Origin of the sequence: Hymenobacter aerilatus, assembly GCF_022921095.1 — a bacterium.
Classification (GTDB): domain Bacteria; phylum Bacteroidota; class Bacteroidia; order Cytophagales; family Hymenobacteraceae; genus Hymenobacter; species Hymenobacter aerilatus.
On the sequence record NZ_CP095053.1, the window covers coordinates 2,671,996 to 2,698,459 of the forward strand.

Here is a 26,464-nt window from a genome sequence, read left to right on the forward strand (position 1 = left end):
TAAGCTCTAACACCCCCACCACATGGCCCTACCCACCACCGCGCCCGTGCCAGCCGCTACCGGCGCCGCACAACAGCGCACCTATCTGCTGCCGTTTATTCTGGTTGTTTGCCTATTCTTCTTGTGGGGCATGGCGCACAATCTGGATTCCATTCTGATTCCGCACTTGAAAAAGGCGTGTCAGCTCAACAACCGGCAGTCGACGCTGGTGGATACGGCCGTGTTTCTGGCGTATTTTCTGATGGCTATTCCGGCCGGGGTGCTGCTTAAAAAACTGGGGTATAAGTTCAGCATTATTATAGGGTTGCTGGCGTTTGCGGGGGGCGCGTTCCTGTTTCTCCCGGCCGCCGATGCCCGCTCCTACGGCTTGTTTCTGACGGCCCTGTTCATCATCGGCTGCGGGCTGACCATCCTGGAAACGGCTGCCAACCCTTATGCTACCGTGCTGGGCCCGCCCGAATCGGCCACGAGTCGGCTGAACCTGGCAGCGTCGTTCAACGGGCTGGCGGCGCTGGTAGCGCCCATTATCGGCACCAACCTGATTTTGTCAGGCAAGGAATACACGCCCGAGCAGCTGGCCGCCATGACTGACGCGGCCCGCACGGCTTACCTGAACGCCGAAGCAGCAGCCGTGAAGACGCCCTACCTCGTGCTGGGCTGCATTCTGGTGGCGGTGGCGGTGCTGTTCTACTTCTCGTCTTTGCCCGAAATCAAGGCCTCTGAAAGCGAGCCGTCGCAGGGCGGTTTCTTCGCCGTGCTAAAGCACCGGCACCTGACCTGGGCTGTGGTAGCGCAATTTTTTTACGTGGGCGCGCAGGTGTGCGTCACCAGCTTTTTCATCCGGATGGCCAAGCAGGGCGGCGGCCTCGATGAGAAAACTGCTGGCTACTACCTCGGGCTGTATGGGCTACTATTCATGGGTGGCCGCTTCATTGGTACGGCCTTGCTGAAGTACGTTTCCTCCCAACGGCTGCTCTCCATCTACGCCGTGGCGGCCGTGGCGCTGTGTGCCGTGGCGGTATTCGGCGACGGCGCCTACGTGATTTACGCGCTGGGCGGGCTGGGCTTCTTCATGAGCATCATGTTCCCCACGATTTTCGCCCTGGGCATTGCCGGCCTCGGCGACGACACCAAGCAGGGTTCCTCCTGGCTGGTGATGTCCATTGTGGGCGGCGCCATCCTACCCTACCTCATGGGCACCGTCATTGATTTGCAAGGCGACAATACCCAGGCCGGCTACGTGGTGCCGCTGGCGTGCTTTCTGGTGGTGCTGCTCTTTGGGCAATATGGGTATCGGGTGCGGGGAAGGGTGGTGTAGCACCCCACCCCCCGGCCCCCTCCCCTCCGGGAGAGGGGGAGCCTGACATCAGCTTACAGCAAACTATCAAATAAGAAAATACAGAAATACTCAACAGTAACATCCGCGCCGCCGTGGCTCCCCCTCTCCCGGAGGGGAGGGGGCCGGGGGGTGGGGTCTACGATAGAACATGAACAACCGCTTGCTCCCCAAGGCCCTCCTAACGCTGGCGCTGCCGCTCCTCGGCGGGCTACCCGTTTCGGTGCGCGCCCAGCAAGCGCCTACCCCCAACCTCGAAACCCTCTTCCAAAACCCACCCGAAGCGGCCCGCCCATGGGTGTTCTGGTACTGGATGAATGGTGCCGTAACGCCTGAAGGCATCACGGCCGACCTGGCCGCTATGAAGGAAGCCGGCATCGGCGGGGCCTACCTCATGCCGATCAAGGACGTGGAGAATCCGCCGGCCATTACGCCGCCGGCCCGGCAACTCTCGCCGCAGTGGTGGAAGATGGTGAAGCACGCCATGACGGAAGCCGACCGCCTGGGCCTGAAGCTGGCTATGCACGTCAGCGACGGGTTTGCGCTGGCCGGCGGCCCCTGGATTACGCCGGAGCTTTCTATGCAAAAGCTCACCTACAGCGAAACCCAGACCACGGGCGGCAAACGGTTGAGCCTGACGTTGCTACAGCCACCCGCCGTGCAGGGCTACTACCGCGACGTGGCCGTGTACGCCTACCCTACCCCCAGCAGTACGGCCTCTACCTACACTACCAAACCCAAGGTAACCAGCAACATCCCTGACAGCCAACCAGCCCTGCTCGCCGTGGCTGGCAATAAGGAAACCCTTAAGTCCAATGAGCCGGGCTGGGTGCAATACGCTTTTGACCAGCCCTTTACCTGCCGCTCCATCCGCGTCCGCTCGAAGGGTTATAACTACCAAGCCAACCGCTTACGGGTGGAAGCCAGCGACGACGGGCGCACGTTTCGGCCGGTGATGCAGCTCCGACCACCGCGCAGCGGCTGGCAGGACAGCAGCGCCGTAACCCACGCCCTACCCGCCACCACGGCACGGTACTTCCGGTTTGTGTACGACCCAGCCGGCTCCGAGCCGGGCGCCGAGGACCTGGACGCGGCTAAGTGGAAGCAGAGCCTGAAAGTGACGGAAATCCGCCTGTCGTCGGAGGCGCGCATCAACCAGTTTGAGGGCAAGAACGGCGAAGTGTGGCGCGTGAGCGAACGGACCACTGCCCAGCAAGTGCCCGCGGCAGACTGCGTGCCGCTCAACAAAGTCCTCAACCTCACCGACAAGCTCGACGCCACCGGCCGCCTTACTTGGCAGGCCCCGCCCGGCCGCTGGACCATCTTGCGCATGGGCCACACCAGCACTGGCCAAATCAATACCACCGGTGGCGGGGCGCGGGGGCTGGAGTGCGACAAGTTCAACCCCGAGGCCGTGAAGCTGCAGTTTGACAGCTGGTTTGGGGAGGCCGTGCGCCAGGCCGGCCCGGAGTTGGCCGGGCGGGTGCTCAAGATGTTTCATGTGGATAGCTGGGAGTGCGGCTCGCAGAACTGGTCGCGCAACTTCGCGGCGGAGTTTCGGCAGCGCCGCGGCTACGATTTGCTACCCTACCTGCCCGTGATGGCCGGCGTCCCCCTGCAAAGCGCCGACCAGTCGGAGCGGGTGCTGTTTGACGTGCGCCAGACCATTGCGGAGCTGGTGAACGACAAGTTTTACGTGACCCTGAAGGAGCAGGCGCACGCCAAGGGCTGCACGTTTTCGGCCGAAGCCATAGCGCCCACGATGGTCAGCGACGGGCTGCTGCACTACCAGCACGCCGACGTGCCCATGGGTGAGTTCTGGCTGCGCAGCCCTACCCACGACAAGCCCAACGACATGCTCGACGCCATTTCGGGCGCGCACATCTACGGCAAAAACATCGTGCAGGCAGAGGCTTTCACGGAATTGCGCCTGGCTTGGGACGAGCACCCTGGCATGCTGAAGGCTCTGCAGGACCGCAACTACGCGCTGGGCGTCAACCGCATGGTGTACCACGTGTTCGTGCACAACCCCTGGTTGGACCGCCAGCCGGGCATGACGCTCAGTGGCATCGGTCTGTTCTTCCAGCGCGACCAAACCTGGTGGAAGCCCGGCCGCGCCTGGGTCGACTACGCACGTCGGTGTCAGGCGCTGCTGCAACTCGGCCACCCGGTGGCCGACGTAGCCGTGTTTACGGGTGAGGAAACACCGCGCCGCGCCATTCTGCCCGACCGGCTGGTGGCCACCCTACCCGGCATCTTTGGGCCGCAGGCAGTGGCGAATGAGAAAAAGCGCTTTGCCAACGTAGGCCTGCCCATGCGCGAGCAGCCCGAGAAAGTATCTGCCTCGGCCAACATGTACACCGCCGACGAGTTGGTGGACCCACTGCACGGCTATGCCTACGACTCTTTCAACAAAGATGCTCTCCTGCGCCTGGCCAAGGTAGAAAACGGCCGCATCGTGCTGCCCGGCGGCGCCAGCTATGGTTTGCTGGTGGTGCCCGGCGCCCACCCTCTATGGCCCAATAGCACCTCCATGTCGCCCGAAGTGGCTGCCAAACTACGCGAGCTAGCCCAAGCCGGCGCCACCATCCTTCTAGACCGGGAGCCCGCCCGTTCTCCGTCGCTACAAAAGTTTCCAGCTGCTGATAACGAGGTGCAGCAAGTGGCATCTGATTTTCAGCAACTATCTACTAAAAGCACAACCTCGTCTGGCTCCCCCTCTCCTCGGGAGAGGGGGCCGGGGGGTGAGGCGAACCGCCAGAACGGCCCACAAGTAACCGCCGCAACCACTGCCGCAACCGCTTCTGCCGCCACTGGCCGCGTCCTGCAAGGCCCCTACACCGCTCCTACCTTTGAACCGCTGGGCCTACCCCGCGACGTAGTCGCCACAACCCACGACGGCCGCCCGGCCCGCGGCATTGCCTGGAATCATCGTACCGCCCCCGAGTTCGACATCTACTTCATTTCCAACCAGCTTGATTCAGTCCAGATGATCGATTTGAGCTTGCGCGTCAGCGGCCGCCAGCCGGAGCTGTGGGACGCGGTGACGGGTGAAATGCAGCCGGCCCGCAATTGGTTTAGCGCGGAAGGACGCACCCGCTTGCCCCTCTACCTGGAGCGCAACGCCTCGGTATTTGTGGTATTGCGCGAACCAACCACGCAAACGGCCGCTTCTGCCGGCATGAACTGGCACAAGCTTCTACCCGTGCAGATGCTGGCCGGCCCGTGGCAAGTGCGCTTCGACCCGGAGATGCACGGCCCGACCCAGCCCGTCGCCTTCCCTACCCTCACCGACTGGAGCCAGCACCCCAACGACTCCATCCGCCACTACGCCGGCACCGCCGAGTACAGCCAAACCTTCCGCTGGCAACCCTCGAAGCAGCTGCGAAAACAGCTGAAGCAGCAGGATAAGACGCCTGTTTATCTGGAGTTGAACACCGTCGCCAACCTCGCCGAAGTGACGCTCAACGGCCAGCCCATCGGCACGGCCTGGACGGCTCCCTACCGCCTCGACATCACGAAAGCGCTGCGCAGAGGCGACAACCAGCTCAGCATCCGCGTGACGAATACGTGGGCTAATCGCCTCATCGGCGAGCAAGCCAAGCCCGCCGACCAACGCCGCGTCTGGACGCCTGCGCCCCTACCCGCCGCTAACAAACCGCTCCTGCCAGCAGGGCTGCTGGGGCCGGTAAACATCAGTTTGTCAAATGATTATAGATAAACCTCACCCCTCAACCCCCTCTCCTCGGGGAGAGGAGGAGCCGAACGATTGCCAAGAGTCTAAAAGATAGTAGAACAAACTGCCAAACCGCGCCGCGTGGCTCCCCCTCTCCCCGAGGAGAGAGGGCCGGGGGGTGAGGTCCACCGCCAGAACAAATAGACCATGCCCTATCCTACTCATAAACTACTCGCCGCCGGCCTACTCACCCTCGCGGCCGTAGCCGCCCGGCCTGCCGCCGCCCAAACCAAAGCCCTGACGAACACCACCGCCAGCACCCACGCCAAGCTGCGCGGCGTAGACGTGGGCAGCGTGGCTTGGACGGATGGCTTCTGGGCCGACCGGTTTGAGGTGTGCCGTACCTCTATGGTACCCACGATGTGGGCGCTATATAAGGACTCGCTAAAAAATCATGCTTTCCGCAACTTTGAAATTGCGGCCGGTTTGCAGAAAGGCAGCCACTTCGGCCCTTCCTTCCACGACGGCGATTTTTTCAAGCTGATGGAGGCCGTGGCCGCTACCTACGCCGTGACCCGCGACCCCAAGCTGGACCAAATGCTCGACGAGGTGATTCCCGTGATTGCCAAAGTGCAGCGCGCCGATGGCTACCTGAGCACCCAGGCTACCATTGCGGCCCGCAATGAAGGCAAGAACGTAGCCTTTCAGGACCGTCTGAACTTTGAGACCTACAACCTGGGCCACCTCATGACGGCCGCCTGCGTGCACTACCGCGCCACTGGCAAAACCACCATGCTCGACCTGGCCAAGAAGGCCACCGATTACCTCTACAATTTTTACAAAAAAGCCTCGCCTGAGCTGGCCCGCAATGCCATTTGTCCCTCGCACTACATGGGCGTGGTGGAGATGTACCGCACCACCCGCGACCCGCGCTACCTGGAGCTGGCCAAAAGCCTGATCGACATTCGGGGCATGGTGGCCGACATTGGCACCGACGACAACCAGGACCGCATTCCCTTCCGGCAGATGCAGAAAGCCGGCGGCCATGCTGTGCGCGCCAACTACCTCTTTGCCGGCGTGGCCGACGTGTATGCTGAAACCGGCGACCCTACCCTGCTGAGCACACTGGACAAGATGTGGGACGATGTGACCCAGCACAAGATGTACGTGACGGGGGCCTGCGGGGCCCTCTACGATGGCGTATCGCCGGACGGCACGGCCTACAAGCCCGATACGGTGCAGAAGATTCACCAGGCCTATGGCCGCGACTACCAACTGCCCAACCACACGGCCCACGGCGAAACCTGCGCCAACATTGGCAATGTGCTCTGGAACTGGCGGATGCTGCAAGTAACCGCCGATGCCAAGTACGCCGACGTGCTGGAAACGGCGCTGTACAACAGCGTGTTGTCGGGCATCAGTCTTGATGGCAAGCGCTTCCTATACACCAACCCGCTAGCCTACTCCGACGAGCTGCCATTCAGTCAGCGCTGGTCGAAGGACCGGGTAGAGTACATAGCCCTGTCCAACTGCTGCCCGCCCAACGTGGTGCGCACCGTGGCTGAGGTAAGCAACTACGTGTACAATGTATCGAGTAAAGGCCTGTGGCTGAACCTGTACGGCGGCAACACCCTCAACACGAAACTTGCCGACGGCTCACCCCTGCAACTCACCCAAAAGACCGATTATCCCTGGGATGGCACCGTGACGCTCACGCTGCAACAAGCTCCTAAAAAGCCGTTTTCGATGTTCTTGCGTGTGCCCGGCTGGTGCGAAGGTGCCAAGCTGCTGGTAAATGGCAAGCCCGAGTCGGTGACGCTGAAACCCGGCACCTACGCCGAAGTGAACCGCCGTTGGAAGAAAGGCGACAAAGTGGAGCTAACCCTACCCATGCCCGCACAGCTGGTAGAGGCGAACCCACTGATAGAAGAAACGCGCAACCAGGTAGCCGTGCAGCGCGGCCCCGTAGTGTACTGCCTCGAGACCAAGGACTTACCTGCTGGCCAGCAGCTTAAGGCCCTCACGCTACCCGCCACCACCCAGCTCACGCCCAAGCACACCCGCATCGAAAACAGCGACGTGGTGCAGCTTACTGGCACTGCCCAGCTGGCCGCCGAGCCGCAGTGGAACGGCCAGCTCTACCGCAAGCTCTCCGACCGCCAGCCTACCCCCGTGCCCATCACCCTCACGCCCTACTACGCCTGGGGCAACCGCGGCCACTCAGAAATGCAAGTGTGGATTCCGGTGAGCAAGTAACCCCCGCAAACGCTTGATGCGCACTGCCTTGAGGATAGCAGATTGATTAGTTGAGAGTAAGATTTTGATTTACATGAAAGAAGAAAACATAAATACTATACGCAAATCGCTCGGTTTCTCCTTCCCATTCCGGAGAAGGGGCCGAGGGGCAAGGCGAATCATCTGTTCTCTGCTTCTTCTCCTCCCTACCCTCCTCCGCGCCGAATTGCGCTTGTCCTCTCTCTTCACCGATAACATGGTGTTTCAGCAGCAGGCTGAGTGTGCCGTGTGGGGCTGGGCGAAGGCCGGCAGCACCATTACGGTGGCGCCAAGCTGGGGCAAACAGAAGTACACCGCCAAAGCCGATGCAGCCGGAGCATGGCGCCTGAAAGTGAAAACGCCCGCCGCTGGCGGACCATACACGCTCAGCTTCAGCGGCGACGACAAGCCGGTGAAGCTGACCAACGTGTTGGTAGGCGAGGTGTGGCTCTGCGGAGGCCAGTCGAACATGGAGATGCCGATGAAGGGCTTTAAAGGGCAGCCGGTACTGAACTCGAACGAAGCGGTTCTGCATTCCAAAAACGACCAGCTGCGTCTGTACACCGTACCCCGCTCGTCGGTAACTGAGGTGCAGGAGAACAGCAAACCTTCGCCCTGGCGCGTGGCCGAGCCGGAGGCGGTTAGCAATTTCAGTGCTACTGCCTATTACTTCGGACGTCTGCTGCAGGAACAGCTGCATGTGCCGGTGGGCCTACTGCACTGCAGCTACAGCGGTTCCTTCATCGAGGCCTGGATGGATGTGGAGAACCTGAAGCAGTTTGCCGGAGTGAAGATTCCGGCCAAAGGCGACACCATCAAGCAGGTTAGCCGCACGGCCACTACGCTGTATAACGGCATGTTGCACCCCATCGAAGGCTACGGCATCAAAGGGGTCATCTGGTACCAGGGCGAGTCGAACTACGACCGGCCCGACGAGTACCAGAAGATGCTGGCGGCCATGGTGAAGCAGTGGCGCACCAAGTGGGGCATGGGCGACTTCCCGTTCTACTACGCCCAGATTGCACCTTTCGATTACACCCGCACGTCGAAAAACAAAGGCGGCAAGTACAACTCCGCTTTCGTCCGCGACGCCCAACGCAAGGCGCAGGAGCAGATTCCGAACTCGGCTATGGCCGTGCTGCTCGACGTGGGCGAGGAAGCCAATATTCACCCCATGCGCAAGGAGCCTGGCGGTACGCGCCTGGCCCTGCTGGCCCTGCAGAAAACCTACGGTCTGAAAGGGTTCGGGGCCGTTAGCCCATCGTACGAGTCGATGACGGTGAAGGGCAGCGAAGCGGTCGTGCGTTTCAAGGATGCCCCGATGGGCATGACAGCTTTCGGGCAGGAGTTGAAAGGCTTTGAAATAGCCGGCGCCGATCAGAAGTGGTACCCGGCTACAGCGAAGATTAACGGCAGCTCCATCACCGTATCGGCCGATGCCGTGAAGACGCCGGTAGCGGTGCGCTATGCCTTCCAGGACTTTACGCGGGCTACCTTATTCGGCAACGACGGGCTGCCGGTGTCATCGTTCCGCACAGACGATTGGGCGGAATAGCCGCCTCCCCCCCGGCCCCCTCTTGGCTGCGCCGACCTTCGGTTCAAAAGAGAGAGGAGCCTGACGATTGCCCAATCCTAACCTGCATGCTTCAAGCGTTTAATTGTTTCGATTTCGCTGACAAAACTAGTCGTCTAGTTCCCCCTCTCCTGTCGAGGATAGGGGGCCGGGAGATGAGGCACTATATCTGGGCGGCCGTACTGCTCCTGCTGCCCTACCTCGGCCAGGCCCAGGAACTTGCCAGCAACAACATCATCTGGACCAGCCAAAGCAAGAACAGCGGCGAGTCCATGCCCTGTGGTGGTGGCGACATCGGCCTGAATGTGTGGGCCGAAAACGGTGACGTGCTGTTCTACGTGGCTCGCAGCGGCACCTTCGATGAGAATAATTCGCTGCTAAAGCTCGGTCGCGTACGCCTGCGCCTTACCCCGAATCCGTTTGAAGGAAGTGCATTCAAGCAAACGCTAAACCTGCAGCAAGGCAACGTAACGCTGACTGGCACCGCTGGAAAGACTACGGCCCAGGTACACATCTGGGTTGATGTGTTCAAGCCGATAGTGCATGTCGAGGTCAGCAGCAACGAAAAGCTGGCGGCCGAGGCTACCTACGAAAGCTGGCGCTTTGCCGATCGGCTGTTGAAAGCCAAGGAAAACAATCAGAATTCCTATAAGTGGGCGCCACAGGGCGAGGTAAAAACCCGCCACGACAGCATAGCCTTTCGCAACCAAGGCGTTGAATTCTTCCACCAGAACCGCCCGCAGACGGTGTTTGACGTCACAGTGCAGCAACAGGGCCTGGCGGCGGTGAAGGCGCAGCTATTCAATCCGTTGCAGGAGCTGATTTTCGGCGGCACGCTGCAAGGCCCGAACATGGCGGCGGCGGGTACTACCACCGGCCAATACCTCAGCACACCCTACACAGGCTGGAAGCTGAAAAGCCGCACGTCGGCCAAGTCGCACTCGTTGCAGGTTGCGCTGCATACGGCTTACACGCCCAGCGCGGCGCAGTGGCAGCAAGGGCTGCAGCCGACGCTAGCCGCCGCCCAGCAAAACCCCAAAGCTGCCCGCCAACGCACCCTGGCCTGGTGGCGCGACTACTGGAGCCGCAGCTTCATCCACGTGCAACCTGCTAACGCTGCGAGCAATGCGCCCGAGTGGCAAGCCGGCCGCAACTACCAGCTGATGCGCTACATGCTCGGCTGCAATGCGTTCGGGCAGTACCCCACCAAGTTCAACGGCGGCCTGTTTACCTACGACCCGGCCCTGACCGATTCCACGCTGAAGTTTACGCCCGATTTCCGCAACTGGGGCGGCGGTACGCACACCGCGCAAAACCAGCGGCTGGTGTACTGGCCCATGCTGAAAAGCGGCGACGCGGCCCTGCTAAAGCCGCAGTTTGCGTACTATCTCCGCTTACTTAACAATGCCGAATTGCGCAGCCAGGTGTACTGGCAGCACAAAGGCGCCTGCTTCACCGAGCAGCTCGAAAACTTCGGACTGCCCAACCCCGCCGAGTACAACTGGAAACGCCCCGCCGACTACGACAAAGGCATGGAACATAATGCCTGGCTGGAGTACGAGTGGGACACGGTGCTGGAGTTCTGCCTGATGATGCTCGAAACGGAGCGCTATGCCGGGCAGGATGTGGCGGCGTATCTGCCCTTCATCGAAAGCTGCCTGACGTTCTTCGACCAGCACTACCAGTACCTCGCGAAACAGCGCGGCGCCAAAGCCCTCGACGGCGAAGGTCACCTGGTACTCTACCCTGGCTCGGGCGCCGAAACGTACAAAATGGCCTATAACTCCACGGCTACCATCAGCGGCCTGCGCACGGTGCTCACGCGCCTGCTGGCCCTGCCGACGCAGGTTGGTACGGCCGAGCAGCGCAAAAGCTGGGAGGGTATGCTGGGCCGTCTGCCTGGTATCAGCTTCCGGGAAGTGGACGGGCACAAGGTTATTTCGCCAGCCAAGCTCTGGGAGCGGGTAAACAACACCGAAAGCCCGCAACTGTACCCGGTGTATCCGTGGGGCCTGTACGGCATCGGCCAGCCCGACCTGGAAACGGCCGTGAATACCTACCGCTTCGACCCCGACGTGCAGAAATTCCGCTCGCACGTGGGCTGGAAGCAGCACAACATCTTCGCCGCCCGCCTCGGCCTCACCGACGAAGCTGCCGAGCTGACGCTGAAGAAGCTGCAGGACTCCGGCCGCCGCTTTCCCGCGTTCTGGGGCCCCGGCTACGACTGGACGCCCGACCACAACTGGGGCGGTTCCGGCATGATTGGCCTGCAGGAAATGCTGCTGCAAACCGACAATCGAAAGATCTATCTGCTACCCGCTTGGCCGAAGACTTGGGATGTGCATTTCAAGCTGCACGCGCCTTACCAGACGACCGTAGAATGCACTGTGAGGAATGGGCAGGTGCAGGAGCTGAAAGTGCTGCCGGAATCGCGGCGGCAGGATGTAGAGGTGCTGCTGAAGTAAGCTGCTGAAGCCGGTTGGTGCGGGCAAGTTCGGTAACTTTGCCCGCGTTTAACCGTCACGAACTGGCCTGTTTCGCAACGTGGCGGCGCGGTTTGTCTACTTGTTTCCTGCCATGCCTACCCCCCAACTCATTGCTTTCGACGCCGACGACACGTTGTGGCCCAACCAGCCGCATTTCGATTACGCCGAAGCTCAACTCTACAACCTGCTCACCCACTACGCAGACGCTGATACATTGGGGCGGCACTTCTACGAAGTTTGGAAGCAGAACATGCACTTGTTTGGCTATGGTGCCAAGTCGTTCATGCTCGCCATGATCGAAACCGTCATTCAGCTTACCAATGGCGCCGTAACAGGCACGGAAATTCAGCAGATTCTCGACCACGGCAAGCGCCTGCTCGACTTTCCCATTGAGCTGCTGCCTCACGTGGAAGAAGTGCTGGCCGAGCTGAAACAGCGCGGCGTGCCACTCATGTTGCTTACCAAAGGCGACCTGTTCGACCAAGAAAGCAAACTGGCCCGCTCAGGCCTGGGCGACTACTTTGATTATGTGGAAATAGTGAGTGAGAAAAACGAGGCTACCTACCGCCGCATCCTAACGCGCTACCAAGTACAGCCTGCCGACTTTGTGATGGTGGGCAACTCGCTCAAGTCGGATATTCTGCCGGTGCTACAACTCGGCGGGCAAGCCATTCACGTGCCCTACCACGCCACCTGGATACACGAACAAGTGCCCGCTGAGCAGTTGGCGGGCTTGTCGTTTCACCGCGTGGCCTCGTTGCAGGAGGCACTGGCGTACCTTTCGTAGAAGCTGCTAATTGGCCCCGTACCTGGCGCGAGTTTAGCGTAGCGTAACTCGTGACCAGTCTTGATGTGGAGGCTGAGCCTCCACTGTCGCGCAGCGACAAAGCGGCTCTGCGCCACTCGCCTTCAGTGGGATAATATGCGCCAAACGACACTGTTCTGATGCGAGGCGCAGCCTCGCCCGGAAGCTTAGCACGAGTTACGCTACGCTAAACTCGCGCTAGGTGCCGCTATTGGAATGCTGCCTTCAATGCCCGTTGAACACCACGTACAACCCTACCATTACCACTGCCAACGCGGCCCAGAGCAGGCGCACGCGCGGGGTAGGCTTGGCCAGCTCGCCGTAGTCCACAATCCGCCGCTCGGCCTGGCCTTTCACGTCGGCCAGTGAAACGACTACCGCCGCCAGCAGCAGCACGGCGAAAATCAGGAACGACAGGATAAGGTAGTGCGGCCAGAAATTGTACTCGCTGGGCGGCAGCACCCACAGGTACACCACGCCTACCCCCAGGCTGAACGCCGAGCCCCACGATAGCACGCCATCGACGGCCCGCTGGGTGGTGCGCCGCCAGAATACCGTGAGCAGGAACACCACGGCTAGCGGCGGCGCAATGAAGCCCAGTACCGCCTGAAACACATCGAACAGATTCAGCCCTTTCACCGAATCGATGGCCAATGCCATGAGTACCGCGAACAGGCAGCCGACCAGAACCGTCGTGCGGCCCACGCGCACCACGTCGGCATCGGTGGCTTGCGGGTTGATGCGGCGGGCGTACACATCCATGGCAAACACGGTGCTCAAAGCGTTCAGCGACGAGCCGATAGTGCCCACCAGCACCGCAATCAGCACTACCACTACCAAGCCCTTCAGGCCGGCCGGGAACAGGCTGGTTACCATCGTCATATAGGCCTGATCGGGGCTGGCGAGGCCGGGAAACAGGATGGCGCACAGAATGCCGGTGAGGATAAACAGCGGCAGCGACAGGATTTTCAGCCAGCCAATGAAGTTCACACCCAACTGACCTTGTTCCAGGTTTTTTGCCCCTAGCACCGATTGCACCATAGCTTGGTCGGTGCAGAAAAACGCCACCGCCGACACGGGGTAACCTAGCAGAATGGCGTACCACGGGTACTTCGGATCAGAAGCGGGATGGATGAGATTCCAATAGTCGCCGGGGACGCTGTGGAACACCTTGCTCAGGCCGCCTACCTTGGCTACCCCGATGATGCTAAGCGTAAGCGACACCCCGATGAGTAGTAGCATCTGAAACACGTTCACTTTCGCAATGGCTTTCAGTCCGCCGGCGTAGGCAAACAGGCCCGCAAACAGCACTAGCACAATCACCGATTGCCACATGGGCACGCCCAGAATCTGCCGAACCAGCACGCCGCCCGCAAACAGGCCCAAGGACAGCCACGAAATCAGAATCTTGATCAGCGCGTACCAGGCCAATATATTTTGGGTAGAGTCGCCGAACTGCTGCCCCATAAAGCCCGGCATGGTACTAACGTTAGCCGCTAAGTAGCGCGGCGCAAACACCACCGCCAGCAGGAACAGAAACACGAAGGCGTACCACTCGAAATTCACCGCCACGATGCCCGTACTGTACCCGATGCTGGCAAACGCCAGCAGCATCGACGGCCCCACGTTGGTGCCCCACATGTTGAACCCGATACTGGGCCACCCGAGCGACTTATTCGCCAGAAACAGCGACTCTTCGGTTTTCTCTTTCTTCGAGAAGCTAGCCCGGTAGCCGATAGTGAACAGGATAATCAGGTAGGCCGCCACGATGGCGTAATCCCAGATAGTCAGGCGTCCGAGTAGATTGTTGCCCATGCGATGGGGAAGGGGAAAATAGGAATTGCGAGGTTGTTATAACGTCATGCCTGATCTGGCGTCCGCTTGTCGAAGCATCTCTACCGCTTCGCCTGCACTTCATCAAAGCAGCTTTACTAGAACGTCATGTCGAGCTTGTCGAGACATCTCGCGTGCTGACGTTGGGAGTACCTCAACGAAGCGGTAGAGACGCTTCGACAAGCGGACGCCAGATCAGGCATGACGTTCTTTTGGTTTGTCTATCAAGCTCTAGTTGCTTGACTCAGCAGCAGCGTAGCTGGTATTTAGCTTGACGCCATGCTCGTCCAGAACGTCCTGCACGCGCACCGGCTTGCCGGTCTGCAACGAGCGGTCCATGGCCTGCAGCAGCGCCACAGTACCGATGCCTTCGCGGATATCGGGGTAAGCCGTGAAGCCCTCCGTGATGGAATCGGCGAAGTATTCAAGGTAGTTCTGGTACTCGCCGGCGTGGTGGCTCTTGCCTTCGAAGCGGAAGTAGTGCTTCAGCTTATGCTCCCAGGTAACAATGCGTTCCTCACCGGTGCGGTCGGTAATGGCGTAGCGCAGGTCCATGTAGTCGCCTTGGCTGGCGCCCTCAGTGCCACGCAGGATGCAGCTCATTTCCGAGTCGCGGGTGACGGGCTGCACGGGGCCGGTGTAGGCTCCGCTCACGCGGGCCACGCGGCCGTCGGTGGCTTTAAAGATGAAGTGCATGGTATCCTCGTGCTGCAGGCCACCAGCTTTTCCGTTGGAGCTGAGCATGCCGTAGCCCATTACCTCCTCGATGTTGGGCAGGTACCAGCGAATGAAGTCTACCGGGTGGCTGAGGCCACCATAAAGCCACTTGAAGCGGTTTTCCAGCGACCAGCCTTTGGCCAGAAACCAGCGGTGGTCGGCGTGGTAGTAGCCTTCGATGGTAATCAGCTCGCCGATGAGGCCGGCTTCGTAGTCGGCCCGTTGGCGCTTGATGGGCTCGAAGAAGCGGGAGCTTTGACCGATGAAGACCTTCTTGCCGGTTTGCTCTACCAGCTCTAGCAGCTCGTTGGCCTTGCTCAGGTCGTCGATAAACGGCTTGGTGCAGACGACGTGCTTACCTGCCCGCAACGCCTGCGACACGTGCTCGGCGTGCAGGTGGTCGGGGGTGTAAATGGCAATGATGTCGATTTCTGCATCATCGAGCAGGTCCTGGTAATTCGTCGTGACGCGACCCGTGTACTGAAACTCGGCTATGCGGTGCTGGCACAGCTCCTCGTTCCGGTCGCAGATGGCGCGCAGTTCCAGCTTCTCGCTCTGCAGCGCCGCCGACATAGTGCTCCGGCCTTCGCCGAGGCCCAGTATTCCTATTTTTAGCATTCGATTGGTGGTTGATAGTTTAGTATCAAATCAGAGTGTCATTCCGAGCTTGTCGAGGAATCCCGCGTGCTGATGTTGAGTGAACACTCCAGACGCCAGCACGCGAGATACTCCGGCAAGCTCAGCATGACGTTGTTATTGTTTTTGAGATACAGCCCGCTTCACAGTCGCCACCGGTTTCAGAAACACCCAGGTTTCGCCGGGCTTGGTACCCGTAATGCCTTCCTGGTACTGCTTCATCAGCGCGTTCCAGTCGTCGACGCGCGGGTTATTCTGGGTAGTGCGCGGGTTCAGCTCATCCAGGTCAGCACCTTTCGGAATACTGATAATGAGCATCAGCTGCCTACCCTGCCGAAATATCAGCAGCTGCTGAAAGCTGGCGTTGCAGAAGCCGTTGGATACTTCGGGCCACTTCTGAAACTGCGTGGCGTGGTACTGCAGGTACTCCTGCTGCTTGGCTTCGTCCTTGACGAGGTTAGCCGTCAGGATGATGTTGTCCCATTGCTTGGCGGTGGTCTTGTCGGTGCAGCGCTGCCGGTCGAACTTGTAAAACGGCGCATCATACAGCTTCACGGTAGCGCCTTTATAGGCCGCTTTTACCGTCTGTTGTAGCTTCCTGATGCTGGCCGTTGGGCCGTAGGCTACTAGGTGGTTTTGCCAGTTGTACACACCTGTGGTTGGCACGCCGTTCTGGCGGCAAAGGGCCAGTAGTTTGTCCGTAGACAGCGGCGTTGTGCCGACGATTTCGACTACCGACGTTGGACCGGATTGCGCGAAGCTTGCGGTTGCTAGCAGCCACAGCAATAGCAGGACGCCTATGTGCGGCTTGTTCAAAGAATTTTTAGCCCGCAGATGGCGCAGAGGTTTTCGCAGAAGTCGTGCTATCATACCGCTTGGTAGTTTACTACGTACTCGCGGCCGGGCTGCAGCTGTAGCTCGTATTCGCCGTTACCTTTTGCCTGGATTTTCGCGCCTTTACTGCTGGGTTTCTTCTTGCTTTTGAACCGTAGTGTACCAATGCCGGACGCGCCTTTCACCTTCAGCTGCTTGGTGCTGGCGGTTACGGCAATGTCACCGGTAGGGGTGGGTACCGAGCCTTCCATCCATTGCAGGCCGCCGAGGTTCGGTACTACTTCGTAGGTCGTGTAGCCGGCCGAAAGCGGCTTTACGCCGAGGTAGTACTTGCCGAGCAGGTAAATCGGGCTGGCGCCCCAGGCGTGGCATAGGCTCTTGCCGAAGGGGCGACCGTACATCGACAGGTGTTCGGTGCCTTTCTTGGTGGGGTCGTATTCTTCCCAGAACGACGTTGCGCCTTCGTTCAGCATACCGCCCCAGTACGACTTCATTTCCTTGAGCACGTAGGGCTGCTCGCCCAGGGCGCATAGGGCTTCCAGCTCGTAGAAACGCATGTAGGGGGTAGTAATTTTCGCCACCTGCGGGTTCAGCAGCACCGACTTTTTTACCTGTTGCTCTTGCTCGGGCGTGAGGTAGTCGAAAAAGATGCTGAACATGTTGGCGTAGCGCGTCACGTTTTCGGTGGGCTGGCCGTTCACGCGGCTGTGCACCAGCGCGCCTTTGCTGGGGTTCCAGTAGGTAGCGAAGATTTTCGTTTTCAGGTCCGACGCCAACTGCTGGTATTTCTGCGCGCCGGCCTGGTCGCCTACAAGGTTGGCGCACAGGGCCATGCTTTCCAGGCTGCGGCACAGCAGCAACTGTTCGAAGCTCACTTCGCCCTGCTTGCTCAGCCCGTCGGCCCAGTCGATAAACACCCAGTCGCCAGCCAGGCCTTCCATGTAACCGTCTTTGTTGCGGCGGTTCAGGCAGTAGTCCATCAGGCTTTGCATGCGCGGGTACAGCTGCTTCACTACGGTTTTGTCGCCGGTGTACTGGTAGGCGTCGTAAATGCCGATAAACCAGTAGAAGGTGTAGTCCATGATGGTATTCACATGGCTCGTCACCGGGTCTTTGCCGCGCAGGGCAAAGTTGGTGCGGTTCACGGTGGGCGTGTCGAAGTACAGGTAATAATTCATCAGGTAACTCTGGTAGGCGTCGCCTGACCAAATCCATCGGTCGCGCTTAATACCGTCGATGAAAAATTCCCGCGTGTTCAGGTGCATGGTGTAGGCCGCCACGTCCCAGATCTTGTTCAGCTGGTCATCGGAGCAGCGGAACTTGCCCCGTTGCGTCACTGGCGCGTACTCGTAGAGCATCGACACCGAATCCAGGGTCACGCCCGCTTCCGGCCGGATGTTCACGAACCGAAACGCCTTCGACAGCGTCGTCAGCTTGTCACCTTTTTGCGGCTGGTTTACATCCATGCGTTCCAGCGTTTCGCAGCCCTCAATGCTCAGCGCCTCTTCCTTCGATTCGCCGAAGTAGAGCGTGGTGGCACCCGTGCCTTTCAGACCGTGCAGGCGCACATAGCCGAACGTTTCCTTCCCAAAATCGACCAGCATGCTGCCGTTTTCGCCGCGCGTCACCTTGGCCGCGCGCTTGGGCTCAGTCTTGAGCTTGAAGGTAGAGGGCAGCGTTTGAGGGTCGTTGAAGTTCCAGGAGCCGGCCGTCAGCCACGTCGTACCCGATTGGTCCGAGGCTTTGCCCGAGGCATCAATCCACTCTTTATCCTCGAACGTTACCAACCACGAGCCATCGGTGCCAATGGTGTTACCGCGCACGTACACCGCCGGCACGTGCTGCTGGTTGTAGACTTTGATGTTGATGCGGTGCTTACCGGCCGGCACCGTCATGCGCGTGGGGTAGCCGGTTATAAGCTTGCCATCGAGCTTCACGTTGTACTGCCCTTCGGCGCGAATCTCTACCTCTTCGGGCTGCTGTAGGTCATAGTCCTGGTGAAAGTCGATGAGGGCATAGTGGCTGTCAAGGCGCCAGAACGGCGGAAAGAACGAGCCGCGCTCGGTGCGGCGGTTCTGCATCTGGTTGCTCAGCCAGATTTCATAGTCGCCGGGGTACCAGATCCAAGTGGCTTTGGCAGCTTGCTGGGCCTGGGCAAAGTTGGGTAGGGTGAGCAGAAGCAGGAGAAACGCGGCTGTCAGCAGACGGAGCGCCTCACCCCCCGGCCCCCTCTCCTCAACAGGAGAGGGGGAGTCACGGCGGCGCGGGCTCTTGCTGGTTGTATCGGCTGCTTTATTGAGTTGTAACATAGAATCAGTCTTCTGTTTTTTTCATCTGGCTACCCCTCTCCATTTTTGGAGAGGGGGCCGGGGGTGAGGTGCCACCGTCAGGGCTTTTTCAGCAGCTTCTGGTACTTCGGCTCCAGCCCGGCGGCTTGTTTAATGGGGTCTGACACCATAGGACCGTTGTTTTTCCAGACGTTGCCGGGGCCGTTGGCATTGGCGAGAAACTTATCGGCCGGACACCAGTTGTCGCGCACGGTGATGTTGGAGGAGCCTTCGTCGAGGTAAAGGTAGAACCAGTGGTCGGGGTCGTGCACGTAGGGGGCGCGGCCGATGTCGTCTATCCGGTTTTCGCTGATAACCGTGCCCGGCTGGGCCGAGAGGGTGTACACGCCCGCCACATCGTAGGTGTGCTGGGCGTAGTGGTGGATGTAGTTGGCCGTCACGCGGTTGTCGCGCATGCAGTTAGCGGTTTTGGTCCAGCCCCAGCCCACGCTGATGCCGGTGTAGGGCACTTGACTGATTTCGTTGTGACGAATAGTGACGCCCCGCACAAAGCCCGCCCCAATACCCACACAGCCCCAGTCCTCGTTGCCGCAGTCGGTGAGTAGGTTGTTTTCAATAAGTTCGTTGGTGCAGATTTCTCGCTCGTCCTGGGGGTTGTAGGGTAGGTGGGTTTCCACGCTTTCGTCGGAGAACTTGCCCAGTTGAATCCCGTTGCCGGCCACGTCGCGAAAGGTGCAGCCTACTACGGTATCGTCGTGGGTGCCGCTCTGGTAGTCGAGCCCGGCCGAGGCCATGTGCAAAAACTGGCACTGCTCGAAGCACGTGTGGTGCGCCGCGGCTACCTCTACCCCTGCCGGCGGCCTGCCAATCCAAGCCTGGTTTTCAAGGCCAGCTTTGTCGGGCGTACCGGGTTTCGCCAGCGAATAGCCATCCAGCAGATACATACCCGCCTGCAACGGCACGTGTCCCTGCTCCGAAGGCCGCAGCCAGGTGGAATAAGCAAAGGTCAGGCCCTTGAATTGCACATAGCTTACCGGCTGATCGAGGGTGCCTTCTACCCGCACCAGCGTTTCCAGCGTGGGCACTACTACCTGGGCCGTACTCAGGTTTTCGCCGGTGCGGGGCCAGTAGTACACTTGTCCGCGCGGGGCGTCATAGTACCACTCGCCGGGTTCATCGAGCAGCTCAATGGCATTGGTAAGGAAAAAGGCCGAGCTGCCGTTTTTGCCATCAATGATAGGCCGCGGCCAGGGGTGCTCAAACTGAATCCGGCTTTCGGGTTCCTGAAACGTAACGCGGGTTTTGTCGCCCTCTACTGTTAGCGTTTTGAGGCGCAGCCAGTTCACAGCCCACATCTGGTGCAGCACCATTTCAGCCTGGGCGGGTTGGCGTAAGCTGCCCAAGGCTGCCGTGGGCACCAGGGTTTCACGTTTATCGGTATCCCAGGTAAGTAGGCGGGGTAGGTTGTCGTTGTTGGGTGTGCGAGCACGGACAGCCTTCTGGCCGTTCACCCACAGCTGCCGAAAGTTCAGCGTCCGGCCGCCTACCTTCGGCACCTCGGCTACCCACACCTGGCCTTTGGCCGCCTTCGGCAAACCAGGAACACTACCAGTTGCTTTCTTCCAACCCGTCACGCTCACCCCGCCACTGAGCACCGGCACCTCGCCGGGCGCGGCCTCTACTATGGTAGGGCTGCTGGCCGTGCCGGAGTCCTCGGGTCGAAAAAACCACGGCTCATGCAGGCGGTACTCGCCCCCTTTCACCCAGATATGCACGCCGTTCTGTACCGAAGCATCGTGCAGGCGGCGCAAGTCGCGAGCCTGGCGCAGGGCCATGTTCAGGGTAGCCAACGGCTTTTCGGCGGTGCCGGGGTTGCGGTCCGAGCCGGTGGGCGACACCCAGATGTCCGCGGCCTGGGTGGTGGCAGCGAGGAGGTTTAGGGAAAGGAGGAAAGCGTATCGGGTCATTCAGTGCGGGTTGGGGGTTGTTCGTATGGGGGACCTCACCCCCTAGTCCCCTCTCCTCGGGGAGAGGGGGAACTAGTTTTTAGAGCTAATTCTAGTACTAGAGCTAGTTCCCCCTCTCCCCGAGGAGAGGGGGCTAGGGGGTGAGGTGAACCGTTACTACTTCTGCGCGTGTCCATCAGCAGTTCTAGCCTTATTGAATACCGCCTGCAACTCCTCGAAGCTATGCAGGGCATTGGCTGGCAGCCCCTCCCCTTTTGGGCCGAAGACCTTCTGGGCCTCCTCCTTTTCGATAGTCACTTTCGATTCGTCCAGTTTACCGGAGGCGTCTTCGGCAGCACGTAGGTTCAGGTTCAAGTATTTGGCCATGAACTCGTACATGGCCTGGCGTTTGGAGGGGCCGTAGTCGTGTTTTTCTTTGGGGAGATGCACGTTTTGCGCCAGCTCGGGCTTGCCGTAGTAGCCGTAGAGGGTGCGTAGGTAGGGCATGGCGGTTTCGGGGGTTTGGGCGGTCCAGTCGCCGCCGTCGGTGATGGCGAGTAGGGGGCGCGGGGCAGCCATGGCGGCTACTTCGGCGTTGTTGGTGCCGTCGCCGCAGAGGTGCACCGGCTGGCCGCTTTCGCAGGGGCAGCCGCCGCTATGGTAGGTCGAGAGCATCACCACGGGCACGCTCACTTTAATGCGGTCGTCCAAGGCCGTGAGTAGCATGGTCTGGCTGCCGCCACCCGACCCGCCGGTGATGGCCACGCGGGTGGGGTCGGTATTTTTCAAAGACAACAGGTAGTCTAGCGCCCGCTCGCCGTTTAGAGCCTGAATGGTCATGGCGAGGCTGCGGCGGTGGTCTTCACCCTTGAATTGCAGCAGGGATTCGCCCCAGGCAAACAAATCGTAGCTGTACACCATGGCACCCATGCGGGCCAGCGTGGCGCAGCGCAACTGCGCATCGGCGCGGTAGCGGCCGTCGCCAAAGTGGCCATCTGGACTGATGATAACGGGCACTTTGCCTTTGGCTTTCAGCGGCTTGTAGATGGAACCCGTCATATAGAGACCGGGTAGGGTTTCCAGCGCCACGTTCTCCACGGTATAGCCGTCGTACTGGCGCTTGTTGGTGATGATGGGCTTGCTGGTGGGCTTGGCCGGCATGGGCGAAAGGCGTAGCGCTTCCCACATGCAGCTGCGCAGCTCAGCCTTGCGCTTTTCCCAGCTGGCCACGTCGTGGTAGCGGGTGGCGAGGTAGGCCAGCTGTTCGGCTCCTTCTTCGGGTGTTTTCAGATGATACTGAAAGGTTTTCAGCTTGTAGGCTTTGTCGCCGGTTGGGGTCACCTGCAAGTCGAGCGGCCCCAGCACGTTCTTCAGCGTCTCGTTCACATCGGGTCGGAAGCGCCACTCAGCATAGGTCACGTATTTGTCCTTCACCAGTGCCGCATCAGGCCTAATTTTCACCCCGTAGCGCTGCTGAATTTGGTCGAGCACCTGCTGAAGCGACTCGCGGTATTGGTCGTCGGAGTTCGGCGCAGGCGTTTGGGCTTGAGTCGCGGCGGCTCCTAGGGTGAGAAAGAGGAACGGGATGAGTCTTTTGAGCATGGTTCTGACGGGGGCCTCCCCCCTAGCTTGTAGCTTTTAGAGCTAGTTTCTAAGTCTAGCTCCCCTCCTTTTTTCAAGGAGGGGTTGGGGGTGGTTCGGCTAGGATTAGAAAGGTTAGAGCTAGTATCGTTCTGACAAATTTTACCACCCCCTACCCTCTCCTCGGGGAGAGGGGAGCTAGCTCTAGAACTAGTTTCCCTCTCCCCGAGGAGAGGGAAAACTAGTCCTGCGTAATCTCCGCCGTTTCTGTGGGTGCCTGATACCCCGGAATCGTCGGCCACTGGCCGTTTTCAATCTTCACCAGCTTCAGCTTTTTCGGGTCGATAATGGTGTGTTTGATGGCTTTCCGGCGCCAGGTGTACACCACGTGCACCAGCCCATCTTTGGTCTGAATGACGGAGGGGTAGGAATACTGGCTGATGGGCGAGTCTTCGATGATGGCCCCGGCGTACCAGGTTTTGCCGTCGTTCGATACCGACACGTTCAGCGGGGTGCGCGGGCCTTTGGCTTTGTCGCCGGGGGGTAGCACGTGGTTGTACACCAGCAACTGCCGACCATCTTTCAGCGTCACGGCGTCGGTACCGGAGTTGTTGCCGGGCAGCGAGGTTTTGGCCAGCGGCGTCCACGTTTTGCCATTATCTGACGACCACGATTCCAGGATGGCCCGGTCGCGGCTGCGGCACAGCAGCTGGAGCTTGCCGCCCTTGTGCTTGAGAATGCTCGGCTGAATGGCGCCCTGCGTCTGGCCGTTGTCGATGGGACCAATCATGCTCCACGTTTTGCCGTTGTCTTTTGAGGCTTCGAGGTGCACACGCCAACCGCCACTACCCTCGGTGCTGGTCGGCGACAGCAACGTGCCATCGGAGAGCAGTACCGGCTTGTTCTTCACCGGCCCAATGTAGCCCTCTGGCAGTGCCTTGGCCTCCGACCACGTCAGGCCGTTGTCTTTAGACGTACGCATCCAACCCTTCCATTCCGAAGGTTTCGGGCCGATTTTGTAGAACAGCAGCAGCTCGCCGCCGGGCACCTGATAGAGCACAGGGTTCCAGGTAGGGTAGCGCAGGGATTCGCTCTGCACGCCGTTGGCTACTTCCACCGGCGCGGTCCAACGTCCGTTTTCCTGCCTGCTCACCCAGATGCCCACATCGGGGTTGCGCTCCTTGGTACCCCCAAACCACGAGGCCACCAACCCTTTCGGCGTCTCGACAATGGTAGCGGCGTGGCTTTCCGGGAAAGGCGCTTTCTCAAAGATGAACTCGTCTTTAAGGATGCCCGCCTTCCAGGGAGCTGCCTGGCTCTGCGGCTGCTTTTGGGCTACCGAGCAGCTAGCGGTGAGGGTAGAAAGGAAGAGTATGGAAAGGGTGTGTTTCATCTTGGCTGATTGTACTTCAATGTTCTATGCTGGTCGTTCTGGCGGGGCGCCTCACCCCCCGGCCCACTCTCCGAAAAATAGAGATGGGGAACCGGACGATTGGGAGACGTAAGCTTCCTTTGCGCCGCCGTGGCTCCCCTCTCCCTTTTGGAGAGGATGCCGGGGGGTGAGGCGCACATCCTTCGGTTACCGCACCACAAACGCATACTCTCCCGAGCCTACCTCAAACACAGCCCTACCCCCTCCTGCCGCACGAACTTCACGCCGGGTGCGCTGGCAGCTTTTTTGCCGCTTTCCTGCACCTTCTTGGCATCATTGGTAGGGATGTAGACCAGCGCCTTCGTATTGCCGGGCACGGTGATGTTCCAGGTGAAGCGCTTGCCGTCCTGTTTCCAACTGCTCTTGACGAGGCCGCGCACCGAGCGGTACGACGCCTGCACCAATGTAAGGCCGTTGGTTGGGGTAGGCTTCATTTCAAGTTGCGCGAAGCCCGGCGTGGTGGCTTTGATGCCGGCCAGGTCCTCATAGCACCAGATGAGCAAGTCGCCGAGCAGCATCACGTGGTTTTGGGAGTTCATGGCAGGGTCAGCGGTGTTGCCGTTCCACAGCTCCCAAATGGTGGTGGCACCGTTGGCGGCCATGTAGCCCCAGCTCGGGTAGTCGCGGTTGGTAGCGAGGCGGTAGGCCACATCGGGGCGACCGTGGGCCGTGAGGCCGCGCATGAGGTGCTGCGTGCCAATCACGCCGGTGCTGATGTGGCCGGTGTTCTCGACCATGATTTTATCGACAATGTTCTGGAACACCCGCCCTTCGTCTTCTTTCGGCACCATGCCGTAGGCCAGCGGCAGCAGGTTGGCCGTCACGGTGTTGTTGCTGTACTGGCAGTTGTCTTTGTTCAGGAATTTCTGGTTGAAGGCCGTTTTCAAATCGGCGGCCAGCTGGGCAACCTCCTTTTTATCTTCGGGCTTATCGAGCACCTCGGCGAAGCCTTGCATCAGCCCCAGCAGGTGGTAATAGGTGCTGCTGGCAATGAGCACGCCGTCGGTGTTGCGGGCGGGGTCTTTCGAGTGAATCATCTCTTTCGACTCCGGCGGCACGCACCAGTCGCCGTACTTGTCTTTGGTGATGAGACCGTTAGCGGAGTAGTTCTGACGCATGTAGGTCAGCCAGCGCTTCATCGAGTCGTAGTGGCGGGCCAGGGCCTGCCGGTCGCCGTATTGGCGGTAGAGCATGTCGGCCACCGTGAGGTAGGTACCGGGCCAAGTCACGTTGTCGCCGTAGTAGCGCCAGAACGCGGGGGCCACGTCGGGGATGCTACCGTCGGCTTTCTGGGCCTGTTCGATGTCGTTCAGCCACTTAGCATACAGACGCGAGTTGTCGAACACGAAACTCTCGCCGTAGGCCCCGGTAGTCCGGTCGCCGAGCCAGGGCTGCCGCTCGTTGCGTTGCGGGCAATCCACGGGCATGCCCTTGTAATTGCTCCGAATGCCCCAATAGGCATTCTTATAGATCTGGTTGAGGGTAGGGTTCGACGTCGAAAACTCCCCGGTCGTGGCCATGTTGTCGTACACCACGCGGCCGTCGAAATCGGCCAGGGTAGGCGTGCCGGGGTAGCCGTCGATTTCGGCGTAGCGGAAGCCGTGGTACACGAAGGTCGGCTCCCAGGTTTCGGGGGCGCCGCCGCGCAGCGTGTAGGTGTCGGTCACGCGGGCGTCGCGCAGGTTGGCCACGTACAGCTCGCCGCTGGGTTGCAGGGTTTCGGCGAAGCGTAGCGTCACCTTGTCGCCGCGCTTGCCGCTCACCCGCATCCGCAACCAACCGGCCATGTTCTGGCCCATGTCGAGGATGTACTTGCCGGAGGGTAGGCGCTTGATGGACGCGGGTTTCAGCGTTTCCATCACCTTCATGTTCTCGTTCATCTGCGCCTCGAAGGTGCCACCGGGCTCTTGCACCAACTCGGCCTTCAGCCAGTTTTTAGCGTCGAAGCCAGCGGTGGCCCAGCCGGACATTTCCTTGGTGGCGTCGTATTCTTCGCCGTCGTACTCGTTGTTGGTGCGGATGGGGCCGTCGGCGGTGCCCTGCCAGGTGTCGTCGGTTTTGATGATGTCGCGCGAGCCGTCGGCGTAGGTTACTTCCACCTGCATCAGCAGCTTGGGGTAACCGAACGTCTTGATTTTGTAGGGCTTGTAATGCTGGCGCATGGCGTAGAAGCGGCCGTTCCCGAGGGCCACGCCCACGGCGTTGGGTCCACTTTTCAGCAGTGGGGTCACGTCGAAGGTGTTGTACTTCACGCCCTGGGTGTAGTCGGTGGGGCCGGGGGCCAGCACCTGCTCCCCTACCCGCTGCCCGTTCAGGTACAGCTCGTACAGCCCCAGCCCGATGATGTAGGCCGTGGCTTGCTTAATGGGCTTGTCGGCCTTGAAGGTTTTGCGGAAGTAGCGGGCCGAGAGGCGGGCGTGGCTGGTTTCGTCGTCGCCGGGGAAGGCGCGGTCGAAGCCGATCCAGCGGCCTTTCCAGTCAAGGTAGTTGAGCAGGCCCATGCTCCAGTGGGCGGCGGGGCTCCAGGCGGTTTCGCCCTGGGTGGTCCAGGTGCGCACCTTCCAGTAGCAGCGGGTGCGGCCGGGCAGCGGCACCCCCGCATACCGCACGTGCACCGACTGCCCCGAACTGATTTTGCCGGAGTTCCACAGGTCGCCCTCGTCGGCAGCCAGCTTCTCGGGCGTGGAGGCCACCAGCACCTGGTAGGCGGTTTGCTCCAGGCCGCGCTCGGGGCTGCTCAGCTCCCAGCTCAGGCGCGGCGCGGTGGCGTCGATGCCTTCTGGGTTGGTGAGTAGCTCGCAGCGGAGGCGCTCCAGCTGCACGGCGGCGGGCTTGGGTGCCTCGCGGAACGCTGTGAGCAGCAGAGCAGTAAGAAGAGAATATAGTAGAATGCGGGTGTTCATAGTGGACGGGACCTCACCCCCCGGCCCCCTCTCCTCGGGGAGAGGGGGAGCCTACCGATTGGCAGGTCTGGGCCGTGGGGCTGTGCTGGGCACTTTTGGCGTCCACTAGTTCAGCATTTTTTGCCCTCCATCATTCTAGGATCT

General features: G+C 60.3%; 14 protein-coding genes. 6 read left to right on the plus strand and 8 right to left on the minus strand.

The features are described 5' to 3' along the window. Positions 1–22: 22 nt before the first annotated feature. The 6 genes from fucP to MUN82_RS11400 all read left to right on the plus strand — a co-directional run bounded on the left by fucP (position 23) and on the right by MUN82_RS11400 (position 12,132). The gene (fucP, locus tag MUN82_RS11375) at positions 23–1,318 is read left to right on the plus strand and encodes an L-fucose:H+ symporter permease (protein ID WP_245090272.1); all 1,296 of its coding nucleotides are present in this window, start codon (positions 23–25) and stop codon (positions 1,316–1,318) included. Positions 1,319–1,487: 169 nt separating this feature from the next. Next, a complete protein-coding gene (locus MUN82_RS11380) occupies positions 1,488–5,057 on the plus strand; it encodes a glycosyl hydrolase (RefSeq protein WP_245090275.1) in 3,570 nt (1,189 codons plus the stop codon). Positions 5,058–5,219: 162 nt separating this feature from the next. After that, positions 5,220–7,268, plus strand: a complete 2,049-nt coding sequence (locus MUN82_RS11385) for an aceric acid hydrolase (RefSeq protein WP_245090277.1) — start codon at positions 5,220–5,222, stop codon at positions 7,266–7,268. A gap of 211 nt (positions 7,269–7,479) precedes the next feature. Next, complete coding sequence (locus MUN82_RS11390; RefSeq protein WP_245090280.1) at positions 7,480–8,841, plus strand: sialate O-acetylesterase; 1,362 nt, start codon at positions 7,480–7,482, stop codon at positions 8,839–8,841. A gap of 173 nt (positions 8,842–9,014) precedes the next feature. Continuing rightward, positions 9,015–11,324 (plus strand): DUF5703 domain-containing protein, encoded by a 2,310-nt coding sequence (locus tag MUN82_RS11395; RefSeq protein ID WP_245090283.1) that lies wholly within the window; start codon positions 9,015–9,017, stop codon positions 11,322–11,324. Between the two features lie 112 nt (positions 11,325–11,436). Next, positions 11,437–12,132, plus strand: coding sequence for an HAD family hydrolase (locus tag MUN82_RS11400; protein WP_245090286.1), 696 nt, complete (start codon positions 11,437–11,439; stop codon positions 12,130–12,132). A 243-nt stretch (positions 12,133–12,375) separates the two neighbouring features. Here MUN82_RS11400 and MUN82_RS11405 read toward each other — a convergent pair whose 3' ends face one another. The 8 genes from MUN82_RS11405 to MUN82_RS11440 all read right to left on the minus strand — a co-directional run bounded on the left by MUN82_RS11405 (position 12,376) and on the right by MUN82_RS11440 (position 26,320). Further along, complete coding sequence (locus tag MUN82_RS11405; RefSeq protein WP_245090289.1) at positions 12,376–13,965, minus strand: SLC5 family protein; 1,590 nt, start codon at positions 13,963–13,965, stop codon at positions 12,376–12,378. Positions 13,966–14,214: 249 nt separating this feature from the next. Next, positions 14,215–15,318 carry a Gfo/Idh/MocA family protein gene (locus tag MUN82_RS11410; protein WP_245090292.1) on the minus strand — a complete coding sequence of 368 codons (1,104 nt, stop codon included), beginning with the start codon at positions 15,316–15,318 and terminating at the stop codon, positions 14,215–14,217. Between the two features lie 135 nt (positions 15,319–15,453). After that, on the minus strand, positions 15,454–16,152 hold the full coding sequence (locus MUN82_RS11415) for an L-rhamnose mutarotase (protein WP_245090294.1): 699 nt from the start codon (positions 16,150–16,152) through the stop codon (positions 15,454–15,456). Between the two features lie 50 nt (positions 16,153–16,202). After that, positions 16,203–18,479: an alpha-L-rhamnosidase-related protein gene (locus MUN82_RS11420; RefSeq protein WP_245090296.1), complete on the minus strand. Its 2,277-nt coding sequence runs from the start codon at positions 18,477–18,479 to the stop codon at positions 16,203–16,205. A gap of 77 nt (positions 18,480–18,556) precedes the next feature. Next, positions 18,557–20,425, minus strand: coding sequence for a right-handed parallel beta-helix repeat-containing protein (locus MUN82_RS11425; protein WP_245090298.1), 1,869 nt, complete (start codon positions 20,423–20,425; stop codon positions 18,557–18,559). A gap of 156 nt (positions 20,426–20,581) precedes the next feature. Next, positions 20,582–22,006 (minus strand): alpha/beta hydrolase family protein, encoded by a 1,425-nt coding sequence (locus MUN82_RS11430; RefSeq protein WP_245090305.1) that lies wholly within the window; start codon positions 22,004–22,006, stop codon positions 20,582–20,584. A 220-nt stretch (positions 22,007–22,226) separates the two neighbouring features. Beyond that, positions 22,227–23,378 (minus strand): sialidase family protein, encoded by a 1,152-nt coding sequence (locus MUN82_RS11435; RefSeq protein ID WP_245090307.1) that lies wholly within the window; start codon positions 23,376–23,378, stop codon positions 22,227–22,229. Between the two features lie 218 nt (positions 23,379–23,596). Next, a complete protein-coding gene (locus tag MUN82_RS11440; protein ID WP_245090309.1) occupies positions 23,597–26,320 on the minus strand; it encodes an alpha-L-rhamnosidase in 2,724 nt (907 codons plus the stop codon). Positions 26,321–26,464: the final 144 nt, after the last annotated feature.

Coding starts and splice junctions, on each gene's coding strand:
- MUN82_RS11435 (WP_245090307.1), bottom strand. CDS start 23,378: ATGAAACACACCCTTTCCATACTCTTCCTTTCTACCCTCACCGCTAGC.
- fucP (WP_245090272.1), top strand. CDS start 23: ATGGCCCTACCCACCACCGCGCCCGTGCCAGCCGCTACCGGCGCCGCA.
- MUN82_RS11440 (WP_245090309.1), bottom strand. CDS start 26,320: ATGAACACCCGCATTCTACTATATTCTCTTCTTACTGCTCTGCTGCTC.
- MUN82_RS11380 (WP_245090275.1), top strand. CDS start 1,488: ATGAACAACCGCTTGCTCCCCAAGGCCCTCCTAACGCTGGCGCTGCCG.
- MUN82_RS11425 (WP_245090298.1), bottom strand. CDS start 20,425: ATGACCCGATACGCTTTCCTCCTTTCCCTAAACCTCCTCGCTGCCACC.
- MUN82_RS11400 (WP_245090286.1), top strand. CDS start 11,437: ATGCCTACCCCCCAACTCATTGCTTTCGACGCCGACGACACGTTGTGG.
- MUN82_RS11430 (WP_245090305.1), bottom strand. CDS start 22,006: ATGCTCAAAAGACTCATCCCGTTCCTCTTTCTCACCCTAGGAGCCGCC.
- MUN82_RS11395 (WP_245090283.1), top strand. CDS start 9,015: ATGAGGCACTATATCTGGGCGGCCGTACTGCTCCTGCTGCCCTACCTC.
- MUN82_RS11385 (WP_245090277.1), top strand. CDS start 5,220: ATGCCCTATCCTACTCATAAACTACTCGCCGCCGGCCTACTCACCCTC.
- MUN82_RS11405 (WP_245090289.1), bottom strand. CDS start 13,965: ATGGGCAACAATCTACTCGGACGCCTGACTATCTGGGATTACGCCATC.
- MUN82_RS11420 (WP_245090296.1), bottom strand. CDS start 18,479: ATGTTACAACTCAATAAAGCAGCCGATACAACCAGCAAGAGCCCGCGC.
- MUN82_RS11410 (WP_245090292.1), bottom strand. CDS start 15,318: ATGCTAAAAATAGGAATACTGGGCCTCGGCGAAGGCCGGAGCACTATG.